Source organism: Pseudomonas sp. SWRI179, from assembly GCF_014268705.1.
GTDB classification, from domain to species: Bacteria; Pseudomonadota; Gammaproteobacteria; order Pseudomonadales; family Pseudomonadaceae; genus Aquipseudomonas; species Aquipseudomonas zanjanensis.
The window spans coordinates 1-19099 of sequence record NZ_JABWRA010000077.1 but is presented as its reverse complement, the minus strand read 5'-3'; the positions used below and the strand labels follow the sequence as shown (position 1 = coordinate 19099).

General features: G+C 61.9%; 18 protein-coding genes. 7 read left to right on the top strand and 11 right to left on the bottom strand.

The genetic code is table 11. The features are described 5' to 3' along the window. Positions 1-606: 606 nt before the first annotated feature. Positions 607-885: a DUF3509 domain-containing protein gene (locus HU767_RS26845; protein WP_003204481.1), complete on the bottom strand. Its 279-nt coding sequence runs from the start codon at positions 883-885 to the stop codon at positions 607-609. Between the two features lie 356 nt (positions 886-1241). On the opposite strand from HU767_RS26845, the gene HU767_RS26840 reads away from it, so the two are divergent. From HU767_RS26840 to HU767_RS26825, 4 genes are all read left to right on the top strand, one after another. Next, positions 1242-3068, top strand: a complete 1827-nt coding sequence (locus tag HU767_RS26840) for a long-chain-acyl-CoA synthetase (RefSeq protein WP_186730942.1) — start codon at positions 1242-1244, stop codon at positions 3066-3068. 94 nt (positions 3069-3162) lie between these two features. Further along, complete coding sequence (locus HU767_RS26835) at positions 3163-3681, top strand: ankyrin repeat domain-containing protein (protein ID WP_186708178.1); 519 nt, start codon at positions 3163-3165, stop codon at positions 3679-3681. Between the two features lie 238 nt (positions 3682-3919). Further along, positions 3920-4450 carry a hypothetical protein gene (locus HU767_RS26830; protein ID WP_186730941.1) on the top strand — a complete coding sequence of 177 codons (531 nt, stop codon included), beginning with the start codon at positions 3920-3922 and terminating at the stop codon, positions 4448-4450. Positions 4451-4521: 71 nt separating this feature from the next. Continuing rightward, on the top strand, positions 4522-4713 hold the full coding sequence (locus tag HU767_RS26825; RefSeq protein ID WP_003204476.1) for a PLDc N-terminal domain-containing protein: 192 nt from the start codon (positions 4522-4524) through the stop codon (positions 4711-4713). 60 nt (positions 4714-4773) lie between these two features. On the opposite strand, the gene HU767_RS26820 is transcribed toward HU767_RS26825, so the two are convergent. From HU767_RS26820 to gcl, 9 genes are all read right to left on the bottom strand, one after another. Continuing rightward, positions 4774-5976: an MFS transporter gene (locus tag HU767_RS26820; RefSeq protein ID WP_186708174.1), complete on the bottom strand. Its 1203-nt coding sequence runs from the start codon at positions 5974-5976 to the stop codon at positions 4774-4776. Between the two features lie 298 nt (positions 5977-6274). Further along, positions 6275-7273: a sulfate ABC transporter substrate-binding protein gene (locus tag HU767_RS26815; protein WP_186730940.1), complete on the bottom strand. Its 999-nt coding sequence runs from the start codon at positions 7271-7273 to the stop codon at positions 6275-6277. A 94-nt stretch (positions 7274-7367) separates the two neighbouring features. After that, on the bottom strand, positions 7368-8192 hold the full coding sequence (locus HU767_RS26810; RefSeq protein ID WP_186708170.1) for an ion transporter: 825 nt from the start codon (positions 8190-8192) through the stop codon (positions 7368-7370). Positions 8193-8213: 21 nt separating this feature from the next. Then, on the bottom strand, positions 8214-9125 hold the full coding sequence (locus HU767_RS26805) for an urea transporter (RefSeq protein ID WP_186730939.1): 912 nt from the start codon (positions 9123-9125) through the stop codon (positions 8214-8216). A gap of 122 nt (positions 9126-9247) precedes the next feature. Further along, positions 9248-10663, bottom strand: a complete 1416-nt coding sequence (gene pyk, locus HU767_RS26800) for a pyruvate kinase (RefSeq protein ID WP_186708166.1) — start codon at positions 10661-10663, stop codon at positions 9248-9250. Beyond that, the gene (locus HU767_RS26795; RefSeq protein ID WP_186730938.1) at positions 10653-11933 is read right to left on the bottom strand and encodes a glycerate kinase; all 1281 of its coding nucleotides are present in this window, start codon (positions 11931-11933) and stop codon (positions 10653-10655) included. The genes pyk and HU767_RS26795 overlap by 11 nt, the downstream gene beginning before the upstream one ends. Positions 11934-12081: 148 nt before the next feature. Beyond that, on the bottom strand, positions 12082-12972 hold the full coding sequence (locus HU767_RS26790) for a 2-hydroxy-3-oxopropionate reductase (RefSeq protein WP_186730937.1): 891 nt from the start codon (positions 12970-12972) through the stop codon (positions 12082-12084). Between the two features lie 163 nt (positions 12973-13135). Beyond that, positions 13136-13918, bottom strand: a complete 783-nt coding sequence (gene hyi, locus HU767_RS26785; RefSeq protein ID WP_053123988.1) for a hydroxypyruvate isomerase — start codon at positions 13916-13918, stop codon at positions 13136-13138. Between the two features lie 123 nt (positions 13919-14041). After that, on the bottom strand, positions 14042-15817 hold the full coding sequence (gcl, locus tag HU767_RS26780; protein ID WP_186708160.1) for a glyoxylate carboligase: 1776 nt from the start codon (positions 15815-15817) through the stop codon (positions 14042-14044). Between the two features lie 268 nt (positions 15818-16085). Here gcl and HU767_RS26775 point away from each other — a divergent pair, with 268 nt between their 5' ends. Both HU767_RS26775 and HU767_RS26770 read left to right on the top strand, forming a co-directional pair. Further along, positions 16086-16526, top strand: coding sequence for a heme-binding protein (locus HU767_RS26775; protein WP_186730936.1), 441 nt, complete (start codon positions 16086-16088; stop codon positions 16524-16526). Positions 16527-16739: 213 nt separating this feature from the next. Continuing rightward, the gene (locus HU767_RS26770) at positions 16740-17198 is read left to right on the top strand and encodes a transposase (RefSeq protein WP_186730935.1); all 459 of its coding nucleotides are present in this window, start codon (positions 16740-16742) and stop codon (positions 17196-17198) included. A 123-nt stretch (positions 17199-17321) separates the two neighbouring features. On the opposite strand, the gene HU767_RS26765 is transcribed toward HU767_RS26770, so the two are convergent. Further along, positions 17322-17927: a TetR/AcrR family transcriptional regulator gene (locus HU767_RS26765; protein ID WP_186708156.1), complete on the bottom strand. Its 606-nt coding sequence runs from the start codon at positions 17925-17927 to the stop codon at positions 17322-17324. 291 nt (positions 17928-18218) lie between these two features. On the opposite strand from HU767_RS26765, the gene HU767_RS26760 reads away from it, so the two are divergent. Further along, positions 18219-19099: DUF808 domain-containing protein (locus tag HU767_RS26760; RefSeq protein ID WP_238349529.1), on the top strand; the 881-nt coding region annotated here is incomplete at its 3' end.

Sequence of the window (19099 nt, the reverse complement as noted above, 5' to 3'; positions counted from 1 at the left end):
GCAAACTGATCCACCGCCTTCGCGAGCAAGCCCGCTCCCACAATGGATCTGCGGTGAACACAAGACTCATGAACACCCAAGATCCCCTGTGGGAGAGAGCCTGCTCGCGATGAGGCCGGCACATCCAACATCACCACCAACTGACCCACCGCCTTCGCGAGCAAGCTCGCTCCCACAATGGGTCTGCGGTGAACACAAGACTCATGAACACCCAAGATCCCCTGTGGGAGCGAGCTTGCTCGCGAAGAGGCCGGCACATCCAACATCACCGCAAACTGACCCACCGCCTTCGCGAGCAGGCTCGCTCCCACAATGGATCTGCGGTGAACATAAGACTCATGAACACCCAAGATCCCCTGTGGGAGCGAGCCTGCTCGCGAAGAGGCCGGCACCATCCAACATCACCGCAAACTGACCCACCGCCTTCGCGAGCAGGCTCGCTCCCACAGGAGGAACGCGGTCCCTATCAGCCATAAGCAGTCGTTACCGAAGAAACGGATAAACACACCGATCAAACGCCCCAAAGATCGCGCAAAAAAAACGACGCTTCCCATCTCTGAAAAGCGCCGTTTCCAAGTAAACAGCAAAGCAAATTACCCAGCAGACTCAAGCGCTATGGTAAGTCGGCAGCGCAAACCGATGCTGGCTCTGCAGCAAGGTGATCTGTGGCAACTCGCTGGCCTGTTCAGCCAGGTCGCGACGGATCGCGCTGATCGCCCAGGACAACTGGTCCCCCGCATGCAACTGAGCATAGGAAATCGTGCGCTTGAACAGCTTGCCGTCGCTATTGCGCAAGGTCAGCAGAATGCCGCCATCCGGGCGGGGCTGAGTGGTCACTTCGTAGTTGGAAAACAGGGACGCAAACTTTTCTTGAATCATGTTCATAGTTGACTGCTCCATGGTGTGGCAAACCGTGGAGGGGTGGTTGCACTGTCTGTGCCAGTAGCTAATTTTTAAATAAACACTTTAAAAACAACAGGTTACGTTTTTCGTTGGATTTTGCTTTCGTGCATCTTGCATGAATGGCCACCGTGCATCCTGCATTTTGCGTGGTCCGGCAATGATTTTTGGAACCAAATCGTTTTCCGGCGCTCACGCTTCGCCTGTCTCGGGCAGCGGATACAAAACATTGCAAAAACCGCGTGTACAGCCCCGCAAGTGCGAGCGTACTTTCGAGCCAAAATCACCGCCAGCCCGATAACAAGAACCGAGACCCACGAGGTCGAACGGGGAAGATCACCATGAGTCGTACACCCAACGACACCATTACCTGGGGCATGATGCTGCGCAAGTTGCCTGCCATCGCCAGGGCCGTCCCGCGCATCGTCAAAGGCATGAAGCTGGCCAATGTCCAGGACCCGACCCAGCCTTGTGGCCTGGGCTGGTGTTTCGAACAGGCCACGCAACGCAATCCCCAGGGCCCGGCACTGCTGTGTGGCGACACGGTGTTGAGTTATGCACAGGTCAACGCGCAAGCCAATCGCATCGCCCATTACCTGTTGGCCCAAGGCATCGGCAAGGGCGATTGCGTGGCGATCTTCATCGAGAACCGGCCGCAGCTGTTGATCAGCGTGCTGGCGATGGCCAAGGTTGGCGCGGTCAGTGCCATGCTCAACACCTCGCAAACCGGCGATGCGCTGGTGCACAGCCTGGCCCTGGTCAACCCGGTCGCGGTGGTGGTCGGGGACGAGCGGGTCGCGGCCTTCAACGACGTGCGATCGCGCACCGCGCTGTCGAGCGGCAGGACCTGGTGGGTAGCGGATCAGGACAGTGGCGATGTTCCGTCCGGCTTCGTCGACCTGATGGCTGATTGTGCGGATTACCCCGACGATAACCCGGCGTGCAGCCAGCAGGTTTTTTGCAACGACCCATGTTTTTATCTCTACACCTCGGGCACTACCGGGCTGCCCAAGGCCGGAGTCTTTCGCCATGGTCGCTGGATGCGCACCTCCACCAGCTTCGGCCTGATCGCCTTGGACATGCAGCCCGACGATGTCGTCTATTGCACCTTGCCGCTGTACCACGCCACAGGCCTGTGCGTGTGTTGGGGCGCGGCGATCTGTGGCGCATCGGGGTTCGCGATTCGCCGCAAGTTCAGCGCCAGCCAGTTCTGGATCGACGTACGCCGTTACCGGGCGACCACCCTGGGGTATGTCGGCGAGTTGTGCCGCTACCTGATCGACCAGCCTGTCGCTGCCGATGACCGCCACCACAGTGTGAATAAAATGATCGGCAACGGCCTGCGCCCCGGGGCCTGGTCGACCTTCAAGACGCGCTTCGGCGTCGACCACATCTGCGAGCTGTATGCGGCCAGCGACGGCAATATCGGGTTCACCAATATCCTGAATTTCGACAACACCGTCGGGTTTTCCCTGATGGGCTGGGAGCTGGTGCAGTACGACCAAGCCAGCGGCTTGCCGTTGCGCAACCTGCAAGGGCGCATGCAAAAAGTCCCCAGGGGCCAACCGGGCCTGCTGCTGGCGCGGATCGACGAGAAGGCACCACTGGACGGCTACACGGATCCCGCCAAGACCGAAAAAACCATCTGCCGGGATGTCTTCGTGCCGGGCGATCGTTACTTCAACACCGGGGACCTGCTGCGCAACATCGGCTTCGGGCATGGGCAGTTCGTCGATCGCCTCGGCGACACCTATCGCTGGAAAGGCGAAAACGTCTCCACCACGGAAGTCGAAAACGTCTTGCTGCAACACCCGCAGGTGGCCGAGGCGGTGGCTTACGGTGTGGAGATCAATGGCACCAATGGCCGCGCCGGCATGGCAGCGATCACCCCGTCCGAATCCCTGGCGACCTTGGATTTCAGCGAGCTGCTGCAATTTTTGCACTGCAAGTTGCCCGTATATGCCGTGCCGCTGTTCCTGCGCATCAAGGTGAAAATGGACACTACCGGCACCTTCAAGTACCAGAAGACGCGCCTCAAGACCGAAGGGTTCGATCCGTGTGGCACTGGCGATGAGCCGGTCTATGCCTGGCTGCCCGGCACCGACACGTACGTGCGGGTCGACCGGCAACTGGCGACCCGGATCCAGGGCGGCCAACTGCGTTATTGATTCTGGCTATGACGGGCACAGTGAAAAAAGGGATGACAGCGCCCAGGTCCCTCGGGAAACTAGCCGCTTTGCGAAGACCCGAGTGGAGTTCCCCATGTCCGATACAAGCCGCCAGATGACCCCGGAAGAGGCTGCCGAGTTTGCCGAGCAGGTGTTCAACGTCGCGCGCCAGGGCGACGCCGCCATGATGGCAGCGCTGTTGAGCAAGGGCCTGCCGCCCAACCTGCGTAACCACAAGGGCGACACCCTGTTGATGCTGGCCGCTTACCACGGGCATGTGGAAACGGTGAAAGTGCTGCTGGAGCACAAGGCCGATCCGGAAATCCGCAACGACAACGGCCAGAGCCCGATTGCCGGCGCGGCGTTCAAGGGCGACCTGGCCGTGGTCGCGGCGCTGGTGGATGGCGGCGCGCAGGTGGAAGGCGCTTCCTTCGATGGCCGTACCGCCTTGATGATGGCGGCGATGTTCAACCGGGTGGAAATCGTCGACTACCTGATCGGCAAAGGCGCCGACCCGAAAGCCAAGGACGCCAACGGCGTCTCGGCCCTCGATGCCGCGCGGACCATGGGCGCGGTGGACACCACGGCGCAGTTGGAAAAGTTGTTGGGTTGAACGGCCAAACTCGACTCCCACAGCTCTTGTGGTGAGGGGATTTATCCCCGTTGGGCTGCGAAGCGGCCCCCTGAATCAATCTGATACACCGAGTTGTCAGGCTATAGGGGCGCTTCGCGCCCAGCGGGGATAAATCCCCTCGCCACAGCAAGCTCCCTCGCCACAGGTTCCTGACTCGACCGGGGCGATGCGTTATCCTGCCCGCCCTCAAAACACCCTTCGCCACAGGATTCACCCCATGAAAGCCGCCCTCATCGAACTCATCGGTAAAATCAGCTCCGGCTGCCTCGGCGAGGCGGATATCGAGAAAATCGCTGCTGAAGCGGCCCAGGCCTACGCAGACCCGACGGCTTTCCTGGCGGCCAATCCCGATATCAACTACGACGACACGTTCCCGATCCCGCTGGGGGAATGGGTGGTGGTGGGCAGCCTGCCGGACACCGTGCTGTTCCAGGCCGACACCTACGTGGACCTGTTCGAGCAGATCGTCGCCTCGTTCGGCCCCGGTGTGGCGTTCAACCTCAAGCCCAAGCAATTGGCGAAGACCGAAGCCCTGACCGCGCTCAACCGCATCCAGATCCAGATGGGCAGCCTGAACAAGGAAAACGGCGGCTACGTGCTGATGAACTTCAGCCAGTTGCTCGACGATGAATTGCAGATGGTGCTGGTGTACGGCAACGACGTGCCACGGGTGCTGGAGCTGTGTGCCGAAGTCGGCATCGCTGCCGCGCCGGCCCTGGAAGCCCTCAAGGTCGCGGTCCACGTCTGAAGCAATAAAACGGAACCCTTGCCGGAGGCCCGCTATCCTAAGGGTGCACACCACCATTTGGGAGCGACACCATGGGTTCCACCTTCAACGGCCTGGTCGGCCTGATTATCCTGGCGCTCGATATCTGGGCGATCATCAATGTCCTCAAGAGCGGCGCGGAAACCGGGATGAAAATCCTCTGGGTGCTGCTGATCCTGCTGCTGCCGGTCCTGGGCCTGATCATCTGGGCGATTGCCGGGCCGCGTGGCAACGTGCGGATTTGAATGCTCCATGAAAAATGCCCGAGCGCCTTGAGCGACCGGGCATTTTTTGTGCCTGGGTAATCAGGCCGTGGCCAGGGACGCTTTTTGCGAGGCACTCAGGAAGCGCAGCAAGGCCAACAGCGGGAAGGCGCTGCCAACGATCACCACCCACAACCAGCCGCCGTGCTCGTACACCGCACTGGCAATCGATGAGCCGAAGGCACCGCCGACGAAGATGCTGGTCATGTACAACGCATTCAACCGGCTGCGGCTCTTGGCATCGAGGGCGTAAATGGTGCGCTGGCCCAGGACCATGTTCATTTGCACGCAGAAATCCAGGACCACGCCAGTCACCGCCAGGCCGATCACGCTGTAGAGCGGATGGATGAACGCCGGCAGGAAACTCACGCTGGCGAACAGCATCGCCAGCAGCGAGGCATTACGGGTATGGCCGGCATCGGCCAGGCGGCCGGCGATGGGCGCGGCGATGGCACCGATGGCGCCGACCAGGGCGAACAGGGCGATTTCAGTCTGGGACAGGCCGTGGTTGCGGGACAACTCCAGCGGCACGGCGGTCCAGAACAGGCTGAACGTGGCGAACATGCAGGCCTGGTAGAACGCCCGTTGCCGCAACAGCGGCTGTTGGCGCAGCAGGGTGCCGAGCGAACCCAGCAGTTGGCCATAGGAGGCGCTATGGTCGGGCTGGCGCTTGGGCACGGTCAGCGCCAAGACGATGCTGATCGCGGCCATCAACGCGGCGGCGATGATGAACATGGCGCGCCAGCCGAAGTGATCGGCCACGACGCTGGAGATGGGCCGCGCCAGCAGGATGCCCAGCAGCAGGCCGCCCATGATCCCACCGACAACCCGTCCCCGGGATTCTTCTGGCGTCAGGTGCGCGGCCAGCGGAATCAGGACTTGCACCGACACCGAACTGAAACCCACCAGCAACGAGACCAGCAGGAACACGTTCGGCTGGTCAGTGAAGGCCGCCCCCAGCAGGCTGGCAATCGCCACCAGCGTGGTGAGGATCATCAGCCGGCGGTTCTCCAGCAAGTCCCCCAGCGGCACCAGGAAAAACAGGCCCAGGGCATAACCGATCTGGGTCAGCGAAACGATCAGGCTGGCCATGGTGCTGCTCAGGCCGACGTCAGGGGCGATCAGTTCGATGATGGGTTGGGCGTAGTAGATGTTGGCGACAATGGCGCCGCAGCAGAAGGCGAAGAGCAGGACCATGCCACGGGTCAGGGTGCTGCCGGGCGTGGTGGGGGGATGAGCACTCATGGCAATCTCGTCAGTGAACAGGAAAGATGGCGCGAGGCTAAAGCGTTACAGGGCTCTGGAACAGGGCTTGTGGTTGATAGCTGTCATGCCCGCGGTTAATGGTAGACACAGCACAGCAGATTAGACACAGCACAGCAGATCAGGAACAGCACAGCAGATAAGGGAGTGCCTTTGTGGCGAGGGAGCTTGCTCCCGCTGGGCTGCGTAGCGGCCCCCTTCTGGCGGTCGCTGCGCAACCGAGCGGGAGCAAGCTCCCTCGCCACAAAAGCTTGCATGCAATTCTGGTTGAACCAGTGTCTTACTGCCCGCTATAGATCTGGTCGAAAACCCCACCATCATTAAAGTGAGTCTTCTGCACCGTGCGCCAGTCACCAAAGGTTTTTTCCACCGACAGGAAGTCCACTTTCGGGAAACGGTCGGTGTATTTGGCCAGTACGGCCGGGTCCCGTGGGCGCAGGTAGTTGGCGGCGGCGATTTCCTGGCCTTCGGGCGACCACAGGTATTTGAGGTACGCTTCGGCGGCTTCGCGGGAGCCTTTTTTCTCGACCACTTTGTCGACCACGCTGACCGGTGGCTCAGCCTCGGCGGAAACGCTTGGGTAGACCACTTCGAACTGATCGCGACCGAACTCGCGGGCGATCATTTCCGCTTCGTTTTCAAACGTCACCAGCACGTCGCCGATCTGGTTGGTCATGAAAGTGGTTGTCGCGGCGCGACCACCGGTATCCAGTACCGGCGCCTGCTTGAACAGCTTGCCGACGAAGTCCTTGGCCTTGCTCTCGTCGCCGCCATTCTTCAGTACATAGCCCCAGGCCGACAGGTAGGTGTAGCGACCGTTGCCGGAGGTTTTCGGGTTGGGCACGATCACCTGCACGCCGTCCTTGAGCAGGTCGGGCCAGTCTTTCAAGGCTTTCGGGTTGCCTTTGCGCACGATGAACACCGTGGCGGAGGTGAACGGCGCGCTGTTGTTCGGCAGGCGGGTGACCCAGTCCTGGGGCACCAGTTTGCCGTTGTCGGCCAAGGCGTTGATGTCGGTGGCCATGTTCATGGTGATGACATCCGCCGGCAGCCCGTCGATCACCGAGCGCGCCTGCTTGCTGGAGCCGCCGAAGGACATCTGCACGGTGATGTTTTCGTTGTGCTCGGCCTGCCAGTGTTTCTGGAAGGCGGCGTTGTAGTCCTTGTAGAAATCGCGCATTACGTCGTAGGAAACGTTGAGCAGGGTCGGGGCGGCGTGGGCCAGGCCGCCAAAGGTCAGGCCGGCGGCGAGAAGGGAGGCGCCAAAGAAGTTCTTCACTGCGAATTCCTTTTTATTAACAGGGGTTCCGGGCAATTAGCCAGCAACACTAGCGGCAAGCCAATAGGCCATCAAGCATTAAAAAGTGCTTTGCTTATTCCAATTTCTTAAACAACGCATTGCCACAACGGGAGCAGAAAGCCGCGCCGTGTTCGTGGTTGTTTTTGCTGCACACCGGGCAATCGTGCTTGAGCTGGTCGCCGCGCATGGCCGTGGCCAGTTCAGCGGTGAAAATACCCGTCGGCACGGCGATGATCGAGTAACCGGTGATCATCACCAGGGATGACACCACTTGGCCCAGGGGCGTCTTGGGCACGATGTCGCCGAAGCCTACGGTGGTCAATGTCACGATAGCCCAATAGATGCCCTTGGGAATGCTGGTGAAACCGTGCTCGGGGCCTTCGATGACATACATCAGCGTGCCGAAGACGGTCACCAGGGTCGAGACGCTGACCAGGAACACGATGATTTTCTGCTTGCTCCCGCGCAGCGCCGCCATCAGGTAGTTGGCTTGCTTGAGGTAAGGGCTGAGTTTGAGCACACGGAAAATCCGCAGCATGCGGATGATCCGAATGATCAGCAGGTATTGGGCATCGCTGTAGTACAGCGCCAGGATCCCCGGCACGATCGCCAGCAGATCCACCAATCCATAGAAACTGAACGCATAGCGCAGCGGCTTGGGTGAGCAATACAGGCGCAGGCCGTACTCGACGATGAAGATGAAGGTGAAACCCCACTCGATACCGGCCAGCAGGGCGGCGTAGTTTTTGTGCACGCTGTCGATACTGTCGAGCATCACGATCACCAGGCTGGCGAGGATGATCAACAGCAGGGTGCTGTCGAAGCGCCGGCCGGCCACGGTGTCGGTCTGGAAAATGATGACGTAGAGGCGTTCACGCCAATTGTTGCTGCTGTCCATACTCTTCGCCTGAACCCGGAATCAGCGAAGCCTAGGGCGATTGCCCCGCAGAGCGCAAGGCGCGCTGTCGAGGCTGGCCTGGTGCCACGCCCGGCCGCCGGCCTGGATCAGCCAGCAAGCAAGGATGAACGGTGCCGTCAGGGGCGGCAGGCCGAGGGCGGTAAACCCTGGGGTGAGCATGACCGCCAGGAGGATGCCCGTCAGCGGCAGCCACGGGCGACGCTGTGGGCTGAAGGCCAACGCCACTAACACAGGGTTGTAGCCGCCCAGTCCGGCAAGGGCGGTTGCGTTCTCCTGTTGCGACAAAGCGAAGGCCAGGCCGACGGCGGAAGCGAACAAGGCCCATGTCGCGGCGCGACGGTTGGCCAGCAACAAGCCCAGCGCAATCAGTGCTCCGGCCGCAGGGTGGCCGAGAAACATGACCTGGCCCAGTCCGCTCAAATGTGCGGCCACCAGGTTGGGCATTGTCATTTCGATCGAGGTGGTTGGGGACGTCGGCGCGGTGACACTCATCAGCAGCCACGCCAACCCTACAAACGGCGCGGTGTAGGCGGGCAGGCAACGAGGGCCGCGGGTGCGCTTGAGCCATTGCTGGGCCAACATCGCACTGAGGCCGCCAGCGGCGATGATCAACGGCGGTAACAGCACCGACCAGGGCAACGCCTGGCTCAGCAGCAAGCCCAGCAGGATGCCGTTGTAGCTGAACAGTCCGGCTTGCCGATCGGCCTTGGCGTAACCACGTCGCTGGGCCGTCAGCAACCCGGCCACCCCGCCCAGCAGCGCGCCGCCGAACAAGGCCGGCGCCGTGAGCAGAATCGCCAGCAGGCACAGCAGGCCGCACAGCGGATGGCGCTGGAGGAAGATTTGGCTGAAGCCGTTGAGCAGGGCGGTGGCCCAGTCGGGGCAGTGGGGGGGGGAGGAATGGTTGGGCATGATGGGTCAGGAATAAGAGAACTGTGGCGAGGGAGCTTGCTCCCGCTGGGTCGCGCAGCGGCCCCTCTTTTTGCGGTTGCTACGCAACCGAGCGGGAGCAAGCTCCCTCGCCACAGAAAAACTCAGAGCAGCGTCTCAATGCGCAGCGAATTGGTCGACCCTGGCTGCCCGAACGGCACGCCCGCGGTAATCAGCAGGGTATCGCCACGCTGGGCCATGCCTTGGGCCTGGGCGATTTCCAGGGCGGTGGAACAGACTTCATCCACCTGTTTCAACCGGTCATTGACCACCGAGTGCACGCCCCAGGCCACCGTCAGGCGGCGGGCGGCCTGCAGGTTCGGCGTGAGGTTGAGGATCGGCACTGTCGGCCGTTCCCGCGCCGCGCGCAGGCTGGAACTGCCCGATTCGCTGTAGTTCACCAGCACCGCCACCGGCAGGATGCTGCTGATGCGCCGGATCGCGCAGCTGATGGCGTCCGACACCGTGGCCTCGGCCTTCGGCCGGCTGACGTCCAGTTGCGCCTGGTAGTCGGGGCCGTTTTCCACCTGGCGGATGATCTTGCTCATCATCTGCACGGCTTCGAGGGGGTAATCGCCGGACGCGGTTTCCGCCGAGAGCATGACCGCATCGGCCCCCTCGGCCACGGCGTTGGCGACGTCAGTGACTTCGGCACGGGTGGGGGCCGGGGAGAAGCGCATCGACTCGAGCATCTGCGTCGCCACCACCACCGGTTTGCCGAGGGCACGGCAGGTGCCGATGATGTTTTTCTGGATCTGCGGCACGCTTTCGGCCGGGACTTCGACCCCCAGGTCGCCACGGGCGACCATGATCGCGTCGCTCAATTCGGCGATCTCGCGCAGTTGGCTCACCGCCGACGGCTTCTCGATCTTCGCCATCAGGAACGCCTTGTTGCCGATCAGCCCACGCGCCTCGCGAATGTCCTCGGGACGCTGCACGAACGACAGCGCCACCCAGTCCACGCCCAGCTCAAGGCCGAAACTCAAGTCGCGCCGGTCCTTGGCGGTCAACGGGCTCAGGTCGAGCACGGCCTGGGGCACGTTCACGCCCTTGCGGTCCGACAGCTCGCCGCCGTTGAGCACCTCGGTGTCGATGGCGTCGCTGTGCCTGGCGATCACGCGCAGGCGCAACTTGCCGTCGTCCAGCAGCAGGTCCATGCCGGGCTCCAGGGCCGCGATGATTTCCGGGTGGGGCAGGTTGACCCGGCGTTGATCGCCCGGTGTCGGGTCCAGGTCCAAGCGCAGGGCCTGGCCTCGTTGCAGCAGGACCTTGCCATCGGCGAACCGGCCGACCCGCAGCTTCGGGCCTTGCAGGTCCATCAGGATGCCCAGGGGGTAGTTGAGTTGCTGCTCGACCTCACGAATCCACTGGTAGCGCTGGGCGTGGTCGGCGTGCTCGCCGTGGCTGAAGTTCAGGCGGAAGATGTTCACCCCGGCCTGTACCAACTCGCGGATGTCATCGATGCCGCGCGTGGCGGGGCCGAGGGTCGCGAGGATCTTGACCTTTTTATCAGGCGTCATGTTTGGGGTTCTCGAGGATCAGGATGGCGCGAAAGTCGTTGACGTTGGTGCGGGTCGGTTCGGTGACGATCAGCGCGTCAAGGGCGGCGAAGTAGCCGTAGCCATTGTTGTTGTCCAACTCGTCGCTGGCGCACAGGCCCAGCTCGGCGGCGCGGCGATAGCTGTCCGGGGTCATGAGGGCGCCGGCGTTGTCTTCGGAGCCGTCGATGCCGTCCGTGTCGCCGGCCAGCGCATAGATGCCGGGATGGCCCTTGAGGTTGTCGGTCAGGCTCAGCAGGAATTCGGCATTGCGTCCGCCACGGCCATCGCCGCGCACGGTGACGGTGGTTTCACCGCCGGAGAGAATCACGCACGGTGCTGCCAGCGGCTGGCCGTGCAGGGCGATTTGCCGGGCGATGCCGGCGTGGACTTTGGCCACCTCCCGGGATTCGCCTTCCAGGTCGCCGAGGATCAGTGGGCTGAAACCCGCCTGGCGGGCCTTCACCGCCGCGGCTTCCAAGGATTGCTGGGGGCGGGCGATCAATTGGAAATGGCTGCGAGCCAGGCTCGGGTCGCCGGGCTTGACGGTTTCCGACGCCGGGCTGTGCAGCCAGGTGCGCACCGAGGCCGGCACCTCGATGTGGTAGCGCTGGAGAATGGCCAGGGCTTCAGCCGATGTGCTGGGGTCGGCCACGGTGGGGCCGGAAGCGATGACCGTGGCGAGATCGCCGGGTACATCGGAAATCGCGTAGGTGTATACCGTCGCCGGCCAGCAGGCCTTGCCCAGGCGCCCGCCCTTGATCGCCGAGAGGTGCTTGCGCACGCAATTCATCTCGCCGATGGTCGCGCCGGATTTGAGCAAGGCTTTGTTGATCGATTGCTTGTCGGCCAGGGTGATGCCTTCGGCCGGCAAGGCGAGCAGGGCCGAACCGCCGCCGGACAACAGGAAGATCACCCGGTCGTCTTCGCTGAGATTGCTCACCAGCTCCAGCACCCGTTGGGCCACGGCCAGGCCAGCGGCGTCAGGCACCGGGTGGGCGGCTTCCACCACTTCGATTTTCTGACAAGGCGCGCCATGACCGTAGCGGGTCACCACCAGGCCGGACACGTCGCCCTGCCAGCAGCGCTCGACCACTTGCGCCATGGCCGCCGCGGCCTTGCCGGCCCCGATGACGATCACCCGGCCGCTGCGGTCGCTGGGCAGGTAGTGTTCAAGGACTTGCTGCGGATGGGCCGCGTCGATGGCTGTGGCAAACAGCTCGCGCAGCAGTTGTTGCGGATCGACCGACATGGCGGGCTCCCGGTTTTCTTGTTATTTGAAGGGCAACGCAGACCCTGTGGGAGCGGGCTTGCTCGCGAAGGCGGTGTGTCAGTCAACACTTCATTGACAGGAAGATCGCCTTCGCGAGCAAGCCCGCTCCCACAAGGGGTGTGGTGTGTCAGTTATCGCGAATCGAGAAATTGGCCATATGCTCCAACCCCTTGATCAGCGCCGAGTGATCCCAGTTGCTGCCGCCGATGGCCGCGCAGGTGCTGAACACTTGTTGGGCGTTGGCGGTGTTGGGCAGGTTGATGTTCAGCTCCCTGGCGCCTTGCAGGGCCAGGTTCAGGTCCTTCTGGTGCAGGCTGATGCGGAAGCCCGGATCGAAGGTGCCCTTGATCATGCGTTCGCCGTGGACCTCGAGGATCTTCGACGAAGCGAAACCGCCCATCAGCGCTTCACGGACCTTGGCCGGGTCGGCACCGTTTTTCGAGGCGAACAACAAGGCCTCGGCCACGGCCTGGATGTTCAGGGCGACGATGATCTGGTTCGCCACTTTGGCGGTCTGGCCGTCACCGTTGCCGCCCACCAGGGTGATGTTCTTGCCCATGGCCTGGAACAGTGGCAGCGCGCGTTCGAAGGCGGCGCTGTCGCCACCGACCATGATGCTCAGGGTGGCGGCCTTGGCACCGACTTCACCACCGGAGACCGGGGCATCGAGGTACTGCGCGCCTTTTTCATTGATCTTCGCCGCGAACGCCTTGGTGGCGGTGGGGGAGATCGAACTCATGTCGATCACCACCTTGCCCGCGCCCGCGCCCGCCGCGACGCCATCGGCGCGGAACAGCACGTCGTCGACCTGCGGCGTGTCCGGAACCATGACGATGATGAACTCGGCTTCCTGGGCCACTTCCTTCGGGTTGGCCAAGGCCACTGCGCCGCCGGCCAGCAGGTCGGCCGGGGCCGGATCGTGGTGCTGGGACAGGAACAGGCTGTGACCGGCCTTTTGCAGGTTCAGTGCCATGGGGTGGCCCATGATGCCGGTGCCGATGAATCCGATTTTAGCCATGGGAAAATCCTCTCTTATTGAAATGTCCCGGGTTTCTGTGGCGAGGGAGCTTGCTCCCGCTGGGCCGCGAAGCGGCCCCAGAAATCCATGTAGGGTGAAAAATCATGCGTCTGCTTCGCAGCCGAGCGGGAGCAAGCTCCCTCGCCACAAAAGCCTGCGTCAGTCAGATCGCGTTATGGGTTTTCAGCCAGCCCAGGCCCGCTTCGGTGGTGGTCAGCGGCTTGTATTCGCAGCCGATCCAACCCTGGTAGCCGATGCGGTCCAGATGTTCGAACAGGAAGCGGTAGTTGATTTCGCCCGTGCCCGGCTCGTTACGGCCCGGGTTGTCCGCCAGTTGCACATGGTTGATCTCGCCCAGGTGCGCCGACAGGGTCCGGGCCAGGTCACCTTCCATGATCTGCATGTGGTAGATGTCGTATTGCAGGAACAGGTTGGCGCTGCCCACCTGCTCGCGGATCGACAGGGCCTGGGCGGTGTTGTTCAAGTAGAAGCCGGGAATGTCGCGAGTGTTGATGGCTTCCATCACCAGCTTGATGCCTTTGGCCTGCAGCTTCTCGGCGGCGTATTTCAGGTTGGCGACAAAGGTTTTTTCCACCAGGGTTTCACTGCAGTTCTGCGGGCGAATCCCCGACAGGCAGTTGACCTGCGTGTTGCCCAATACTTGGGCGTAGGCGATTGCCAGGTCGACCCCGGCGCGGAACTCCTCGACCCGGTCCGGCAGGCAGGCAATGCCGCGCTCGCCCTTGGCCCAGTCGCCGGCCGGCAGGTTGAACAGCACCTGGGTCAGGCCGTTGGCGTCGAGCAAGGCCTTGAGTTCGGCGGAGCTGTAGTCATAGGGGAACAGGTATTCGACACCGCTGAAACCGGCCTTGGCGGCGGCTTCGAAACGGGCGAGGAAATCCTGCTCGGTGAACAGCATGGACAGGTTGGCGGCGAAACGCGGCATGGTGGTCTCCTGTGAATATTGGTGAAGTCCCCTGTGGGAGCGAGCCTGCTCGCGAAGCGGTGTGTCAGTCAGCACTGAATGACAGATACATCTTCGCGAGCAGGCTCGCTCCCACAAAAAACCTCAGTCGAGCAATGAGATGGCTGTGGGTGCATCGTTGCCCACCAGCGCCAGGTCTTCAAACTCATTGACGGCGTTGATCTCGGTGCCCATGGAGATGTTGGTCACCCGCTCCAGGATGATCTCGACGATCACCGGCACCTTGAACTCCTCGATCATCGCCTGGGCCTGGCGCAGCGCCGGTTGGATACCGGCCGGTTCGAACACCCGCAACGCCTTGCACCCCAGGCCTTCGGCCACGGCAACGTGGTCCACGCCATAACCGTTGAGTTCCGGGGCGTTCAGGTTGTCGAACGACAGCTGCACGCAGTAATCCATGTCGAAGCCGCGCTGGGCCTGGCGAATCAAGCCCAGGTAGGAGTTGTTCACCACAACGTGGATGTACGGCAATTTGAATTGTGCACCCACCGCCAGCTCTTCGATCATGAACTGGAAATCATAGTCGCCCGACAGCGCCACGACCTTGCGGCTCGGATCGGCCTTGACCACCCCCAGCGCCGCCGGAATGGTCCAGCCCAAGGGGCCGGCCTGGCCGCAGTTGATCCAATGGCGTGGCTTGTAGACGTGGAGGAACTGCGCGCCGGCGATCTGCGACAGGCCGATGGTGCTGACATAGCAGGTGTCCTTGCCGAACACCTGGTTCATTTCTTCGTACACCCGTTGTGGCTTGACCGGCACGTTGTCGAAGTGGGTCTTGCGTTGCAGGCTGGCCTTGCGTTGCTGGCAATCCTGCAACCAGGCGCTGCGGTTCTTCAGCTTGCCGGCGGCTTGCCACTCGCGGGCCACTTCAATGAACACCGTCAGGGCGGAGGCGGCATCGGAGACGATACCCAGGTCGGGCGTGAACACGCGGCCGATCTGGGTCGGCTCGATGTCCACGTGAATGAACGTGCGGCCTTCGGTGTAGACGTCCACCGAACCGGTGTGACGGTTGGCCCAGCGGTTGCCGACGCCCAGCACCACGTCCGACTTGAGCAAGGTGGCGTTGCCGTAGCGGTGGGAGGTTTGCAGACCGACCATACCGACCATCAACGGATGGTCATCCGGGATCGTGCCCCAGCCCATCAAGGTCGGAATGACCGGGATGCCAGTCAGCTCGGCGAACTCCACCAGCAGGTCGCTGGCATCGGCATTGATGATGCCGCCGCCAGCCACCAGCAAGGGGCGTTCAGCCTGATTGAGCATCGCCAGGGCTTTCTCGATCTGCACGCGGTTGGCCGCGGGTTTGGCCAGGGGCAGCGGTTGGTAGGCGTCGATGTCGAACTCGATCTCTGCCATCTGCACGTCGAACGGCAGGTCGATCAGCACCGGGCCCGGACGGCCGGAGCGCATCTCGAAGAACGCCTTCTGGAAGGCATACGGCACCTGGCCGGGCTCCAGCACGGTGGTCGCCCACTTGGTCACGGGTTTGACGATGCTGGTGATATCCACAGCCTGGAAGTCTTCCTTGTGCATACGGGCGCGGGGCGCTTGCCCGGTGATGCACAGAATCGGGATCGAGTCGGCCGATGCGCTGTAGAGCCCGGTCACCATGTCGGTGCCGGCCGGGCCCGAGGTGCCGATGCACACGCCGATGTTGCCGGCCTTGGTCCGGGTGTAGCCCTCGGCCATGTGCGAGGCGCCTTCAACGTGGCGAGCGAGGACATGATCGATGCCACCCACCTTTTGCAGGGCGGAGTACAGCGGGTTGATCGCAGCACCCGGGATGCCGAAGGCGGTGTCCACGCCTTCACGGCGCATCACCAGAACGGCGGCTTCGATTGCTCTCATTTTGCTCATGGTTTTGTGCCTCTTACGTTTTGTAATTGTATACAAGTGGCTTTTCGCAGAGTGTATTCACGGCGAGCGATGCAGGTCAATCCATTTCCTCAAGCACCTGTTTCATTCGTCGGAACGCCTGGTTTTGCTGCGCCCTTTGGTCGTTAAGGGTTGTTTGTGAAAATTATTGTATACAAAAATAATCGTTGTTGTGTTCTATTTGTTAGGTTCGGTTTTGCTGAAAGTGAAGCCCGCAAGGCTTTCCCATAACAAAAGAAGGACAGCACCCATGAGCGTTCTAACCTTGAAAATCGCCATCAACCTGGCCGGGCAAGTGCTTGCCGCAGGACGTGAAATCAGCGCCGCACCCTTGACCGTCGCGGTCCTGGACAGCGGCGGACACCTGGTCGCCTTGCAGCGCGAAGACGGCGCCAGCCTGCTTCGCCCGCAGATCGCCATCGGCAAGGCCTGGGGCGCCATCGCCCTGGGCAAAGGCTCGCGCCTGCTCGCCCAGGACGCCCAACAACGCCCGGCGTTCTTCGCCGCGTTGAATGGATTGGGCCAAGGCAACGTCGTACCGGCCCCGGGTGGGGTGTTGATCCGGGATCAGGAGGGGAAGGTGCTAGGAGCGATTGGGGTGAGTGGGGATGTTTCGGATGTGGATGAGCAGGTGGCGGTGAGGGCGGTGGAGGCGCTGCGGTTGAGGGCGGATGTGGGGGTGGTTGTTTGATTTTGCGGTGAGTTGACTGGCGCATTCGCGAGCAAGCCCGCTCCCACAGGTTTTCGGTGCTCGACACAACATGTATGAACACCGCAAATCCTTGTGGGAGCGGGCTTGCTCGCGAAAGCGATCGACCATACACATCCGGCAAAAAGACCAACCATGATGTTGCATCCCCGAAGCTAGTCTTTCAGAACTTCATCAGGAAAGGGGGGCGACGGAATGCCCGCACGCTCAGCTTCACACCGCCTGCGTATCGGTCGCTATGCAGAAGAGAATCGCATCTATTTATTGACCGCCAATACGCTGGAGCGCGAACCGGTCTTTGAAAACTATGGCTTGGGAAGGGTCGTCATCCATCAATTCAGGGAGGTTCAGGAGCAAGGTATTGCGGACTCCCTGGCCTTTGTCGTCATGCCTGATCATGTCCATTGGCTGATTCGACTGCATCGAGGGTCTTTAGGGCAGTTGATGTGTCGGGTGAAATCCCTCAGCGCCAAAGAGATTAACGAGGCAGCAGGAAGGGTTGGCAGCCTTTGGCAGAAAGGATTTCATGACCGGGCACTGCGGCAGGAGGACGATTTGGTATTTATGGCTCGCTATGTCGTCGCCAACCCATTGCGGGCGGGCTTGGTGAAGCGGCTTGGCGACTATCCGCTGTGGGATGCCATTTGGCTTTGACTTGAAATCGAGTTGCCGCTTTCGCGAGCAAGCCCGCTCCCACAGGGGCCCGTATTGAGCACACAATATGTGTACATCACGAAGCTGTGGGAGCGGGCTCGCGAATGGGGGCGCTGCGGTATTTCAATCCACCTCACACCCCTTCAAAACCAACCGAATAATCGTCTGCGCCGCCGCTTCGTAATCCGCTTCATCCAGCTTGGCCTTGCCGGTCACGGCGCTGATTTGCCAGTCGAAATCGGCATAGGTCTGGGTGGCGGCCCAGATGCTGAACATCAGGTGGTTGGGGTCGATGGGGGCGATCTGGCCGCGGTCGATCCAGGTCTGGATGCAGTCGATGTTGTGCCGGGCCTGGGCGTTGAGTTGCTCCACCAGGTCGGGGCTCAGGTGCGGGGCGCCGTGCATGATTTCGCTGGCGAAGACTTTCGAGGCGAAGGGCAGTTCGCGGGAGATGCGGATCTTGGAGCGGATGTAGTGGCTCAGCACCTCACCGGGTACGCCGTCGGCATTGAACGGTGTCGAAGCCTGGAGAATCGGCTCGATGATGCTTTCCAGCACCTCGCGGTAGAGGTTCTCCTTGGATTTGAAGTAGTAGTAGACGTTCGGCTTGGGCAGGCCAGCCTTGGCCGCGATGTCGCTGGTCTTGGTCGCGGCGAAGCCCTTGTCGGCAAATTCTTCGCTGGCGGCACGCAGGATCAATTCTTTGTTGCGCTCGCGGATTGTGCTCATAAACCCAGGGGTTCCTTGCCTGTTCTGGCGGTGGCGCATGGTAGCACCGGCCTCGCGCGGCGCTCAAGAATGCCCCTGGTGGCCTGTGTGGCTAATTCGTGCACTCAACTTCGGCGCCAGTGCTTGCCAAGCTGCGTTACCATTCCTCGCCGTAGCGGGCTACGACTCGTCATGGCGCCTTGCCTGGCAAGCCCTGGCACTCGAATTTGAGTACTCGAATTAACCGTACAGGCCCCAAGGCCCCGCGGCTCGCGGTATGCTGCGCAGCATTATTGTTCAAGGAGCCCCTCCATGGCTGGAAGCAGTTTGCTGGTACTGATCGACGATATCGCTACCGTACTCGACGATGTTGCGCTGATGACCAAGATGGCCGCCAAGAAAACCGCCGGCGTGCTCGGCGATGACCTGGCGCTCAACGCCCAGCAAGTGTCGGGTGTGCGCGCCGAGCGCGAGCTGCCGGTGGTGTGGGCGGTGGCCAAGGGGTCGTTCATCAACAAATTGATCCTGGTGCCATCGGCGCTGGCGATCAGTGCTTTCGTCCCTTGGCTAGTGACGCCGTTGTTGATGGTGGGCGGCGCCTACCTGTGTTTCGAAGGGTTCGAGAAACTGGCCCACAAGTTCCTTCATAGCAAGGCCGAGGACCAGGCTGAACATGCGCAACTGGTCGAGGCGGTGGCGGATCCGGCGGTGGATCTGGTGGCCTTCGAAAAGGACAAGATCAAGGGTGCCGTGCGCACCGACTTCATCCTTTCGGCGGAAATCATTGCCATCACCCTCGGCACCGTCGCCGATGCGCCGCTGACTCAGCAGGTGATCGTGCTGTCGGGCATTGCGATTGTGATGACCGTCGGTGTGTACGGCCTGGTGGCGGGCATCGTCAAGCTCGATGACCTGGGGCTCTGGTTGACGCAGAAGCCAGGACAGGTCGCCAAAAGCATCGGCGGGACCATCCTGCGCGCAGCGCCCTATATGATGAAAAGCTTGTCGGTGATCGGCACCGCAGCGATGTTCCTGGTGGGCGGTGGCATTCTTACCCACGGCGTGCCGGCGGTGCATCACTGGATCGAAGGCGTGACGGCCAGCGCCGGTGGACGGGCCGTTTGCCCGGCAAGTCTTTGGCCTGACCCAAACCCCGCAGGTCTGGCTCGACCATCAGGTGGTGGAAGCCAACG

Bases quoted from the DNA above. Each gene is read 5' to 3' on its own strand.
- HU767_RS26845 (WP_003204481.1), bottom strand. From the start codon at position 885: ATGAACATGATTCAAGAAAAGTTTGCGTCCCTGTTTTCCAACTACGAA.
- HU767_RS26840 (WP_186730942.1), top strand. From the start codon at position 1,242: ATGAGTCGTACACCCAACGACACCATTACCTGGGGCATGATGCTGCGC.
- HU767_RS26835 (WP_186708178.1), top strand. From the start codon at position 3,163: ATGTCCGATACAAGCCGCCAGATGACCCCGGAAGAGGCTGCCGAGTTT.
- HU767_RS26830 (WP_186730941.1), top strand. From the start codon at position 3,920: ATGAAAGCCGCCCTCATCGAACTCATCGGTAAAATCAGCTCCGGCTGC.
- HU767_RS26825 (WP_003204476.1), top strand. From the start codon at position 4,522: ATGGGTTCCACCTTCAACGGCCTGGTCGGCCTGATTATCCTGGCGCTC.
- HU767_RS26820 (WP_186708174.1), bottom strand. From the start codon at position 5,976: ATGAGTGCTCATCCCCCCACCACGCCCGGCAGCACCCTGACCCGTGGC.
- HU767_RS26810 (WP_186708170.1), bottom strand. From the start codon at position 8,192: ATGGACAGCAGCAACAATTGGCGTGAACGCCTCTACGTCATCATTTTC.
- HU767_RS26805 (WP_186730939.1), bottom strand. From the start codon at position 9,125: ATGCCCAACCATTCCTCCCCCCCCCACTGCCCCGACTGGGCCACCGCC.
- pyk (WP_186708166.1), bottom strand. From the start codon at position 10,663: ATGACGCCTGATAAAAAGGTCAAGATCCTCGCGACCCTCGGCCCCGCC.
- HU767_RS26795 (WP_186730938.1), bottom strand. From the start codon at position 11,933: ATGTCGGTCGATCCGCAACAACTGCTGCGCGAGCTGTTTGCCACAGCC.
- HU767_RS26790 (WP_186730937.1), bottom strand. From the start codon at position 12,972: ATGGCTAAAATCGGATTCATCGGCACCGGCATCATGGGCCACCCCATG.
- hyi (WP_053123988.1), bottom strand. From the start codon at position 13,918: ATGCCGCGTTTCGCCGCCAACCTGTCCATGCTGTTCACCGAGCAGGAT.
- gcl (WP_186708160.1), bottom strand. From the start codon at position 15,817: ATGAGCAAAATGAGAGCAATCGAAGCCGCCGTTCTGGTGATGCGCCGT.
- HU767_RS26775 (WP_186730936.1), top strand. From the start codon at position 16,086: ATGAGCGTTCTAACCTTGAAAATCGCCATCAACCTGGCCGGGCAAGTG.
- HU767_RS26770 (WP_186730935.1), top strand. From the start codon at position 16,740: ATGCCCGCACGCTCAGCTTCACACCGCCTGCGTATCGGTCGCTATGCA.
- HU767_RS26765 (WP_186708156.1), bottom strand. From the start codon at position 17,927: ATGAGCACAATCCGCGAGCGCAACAAAGAATTGATCCTGCGTGCCGCC.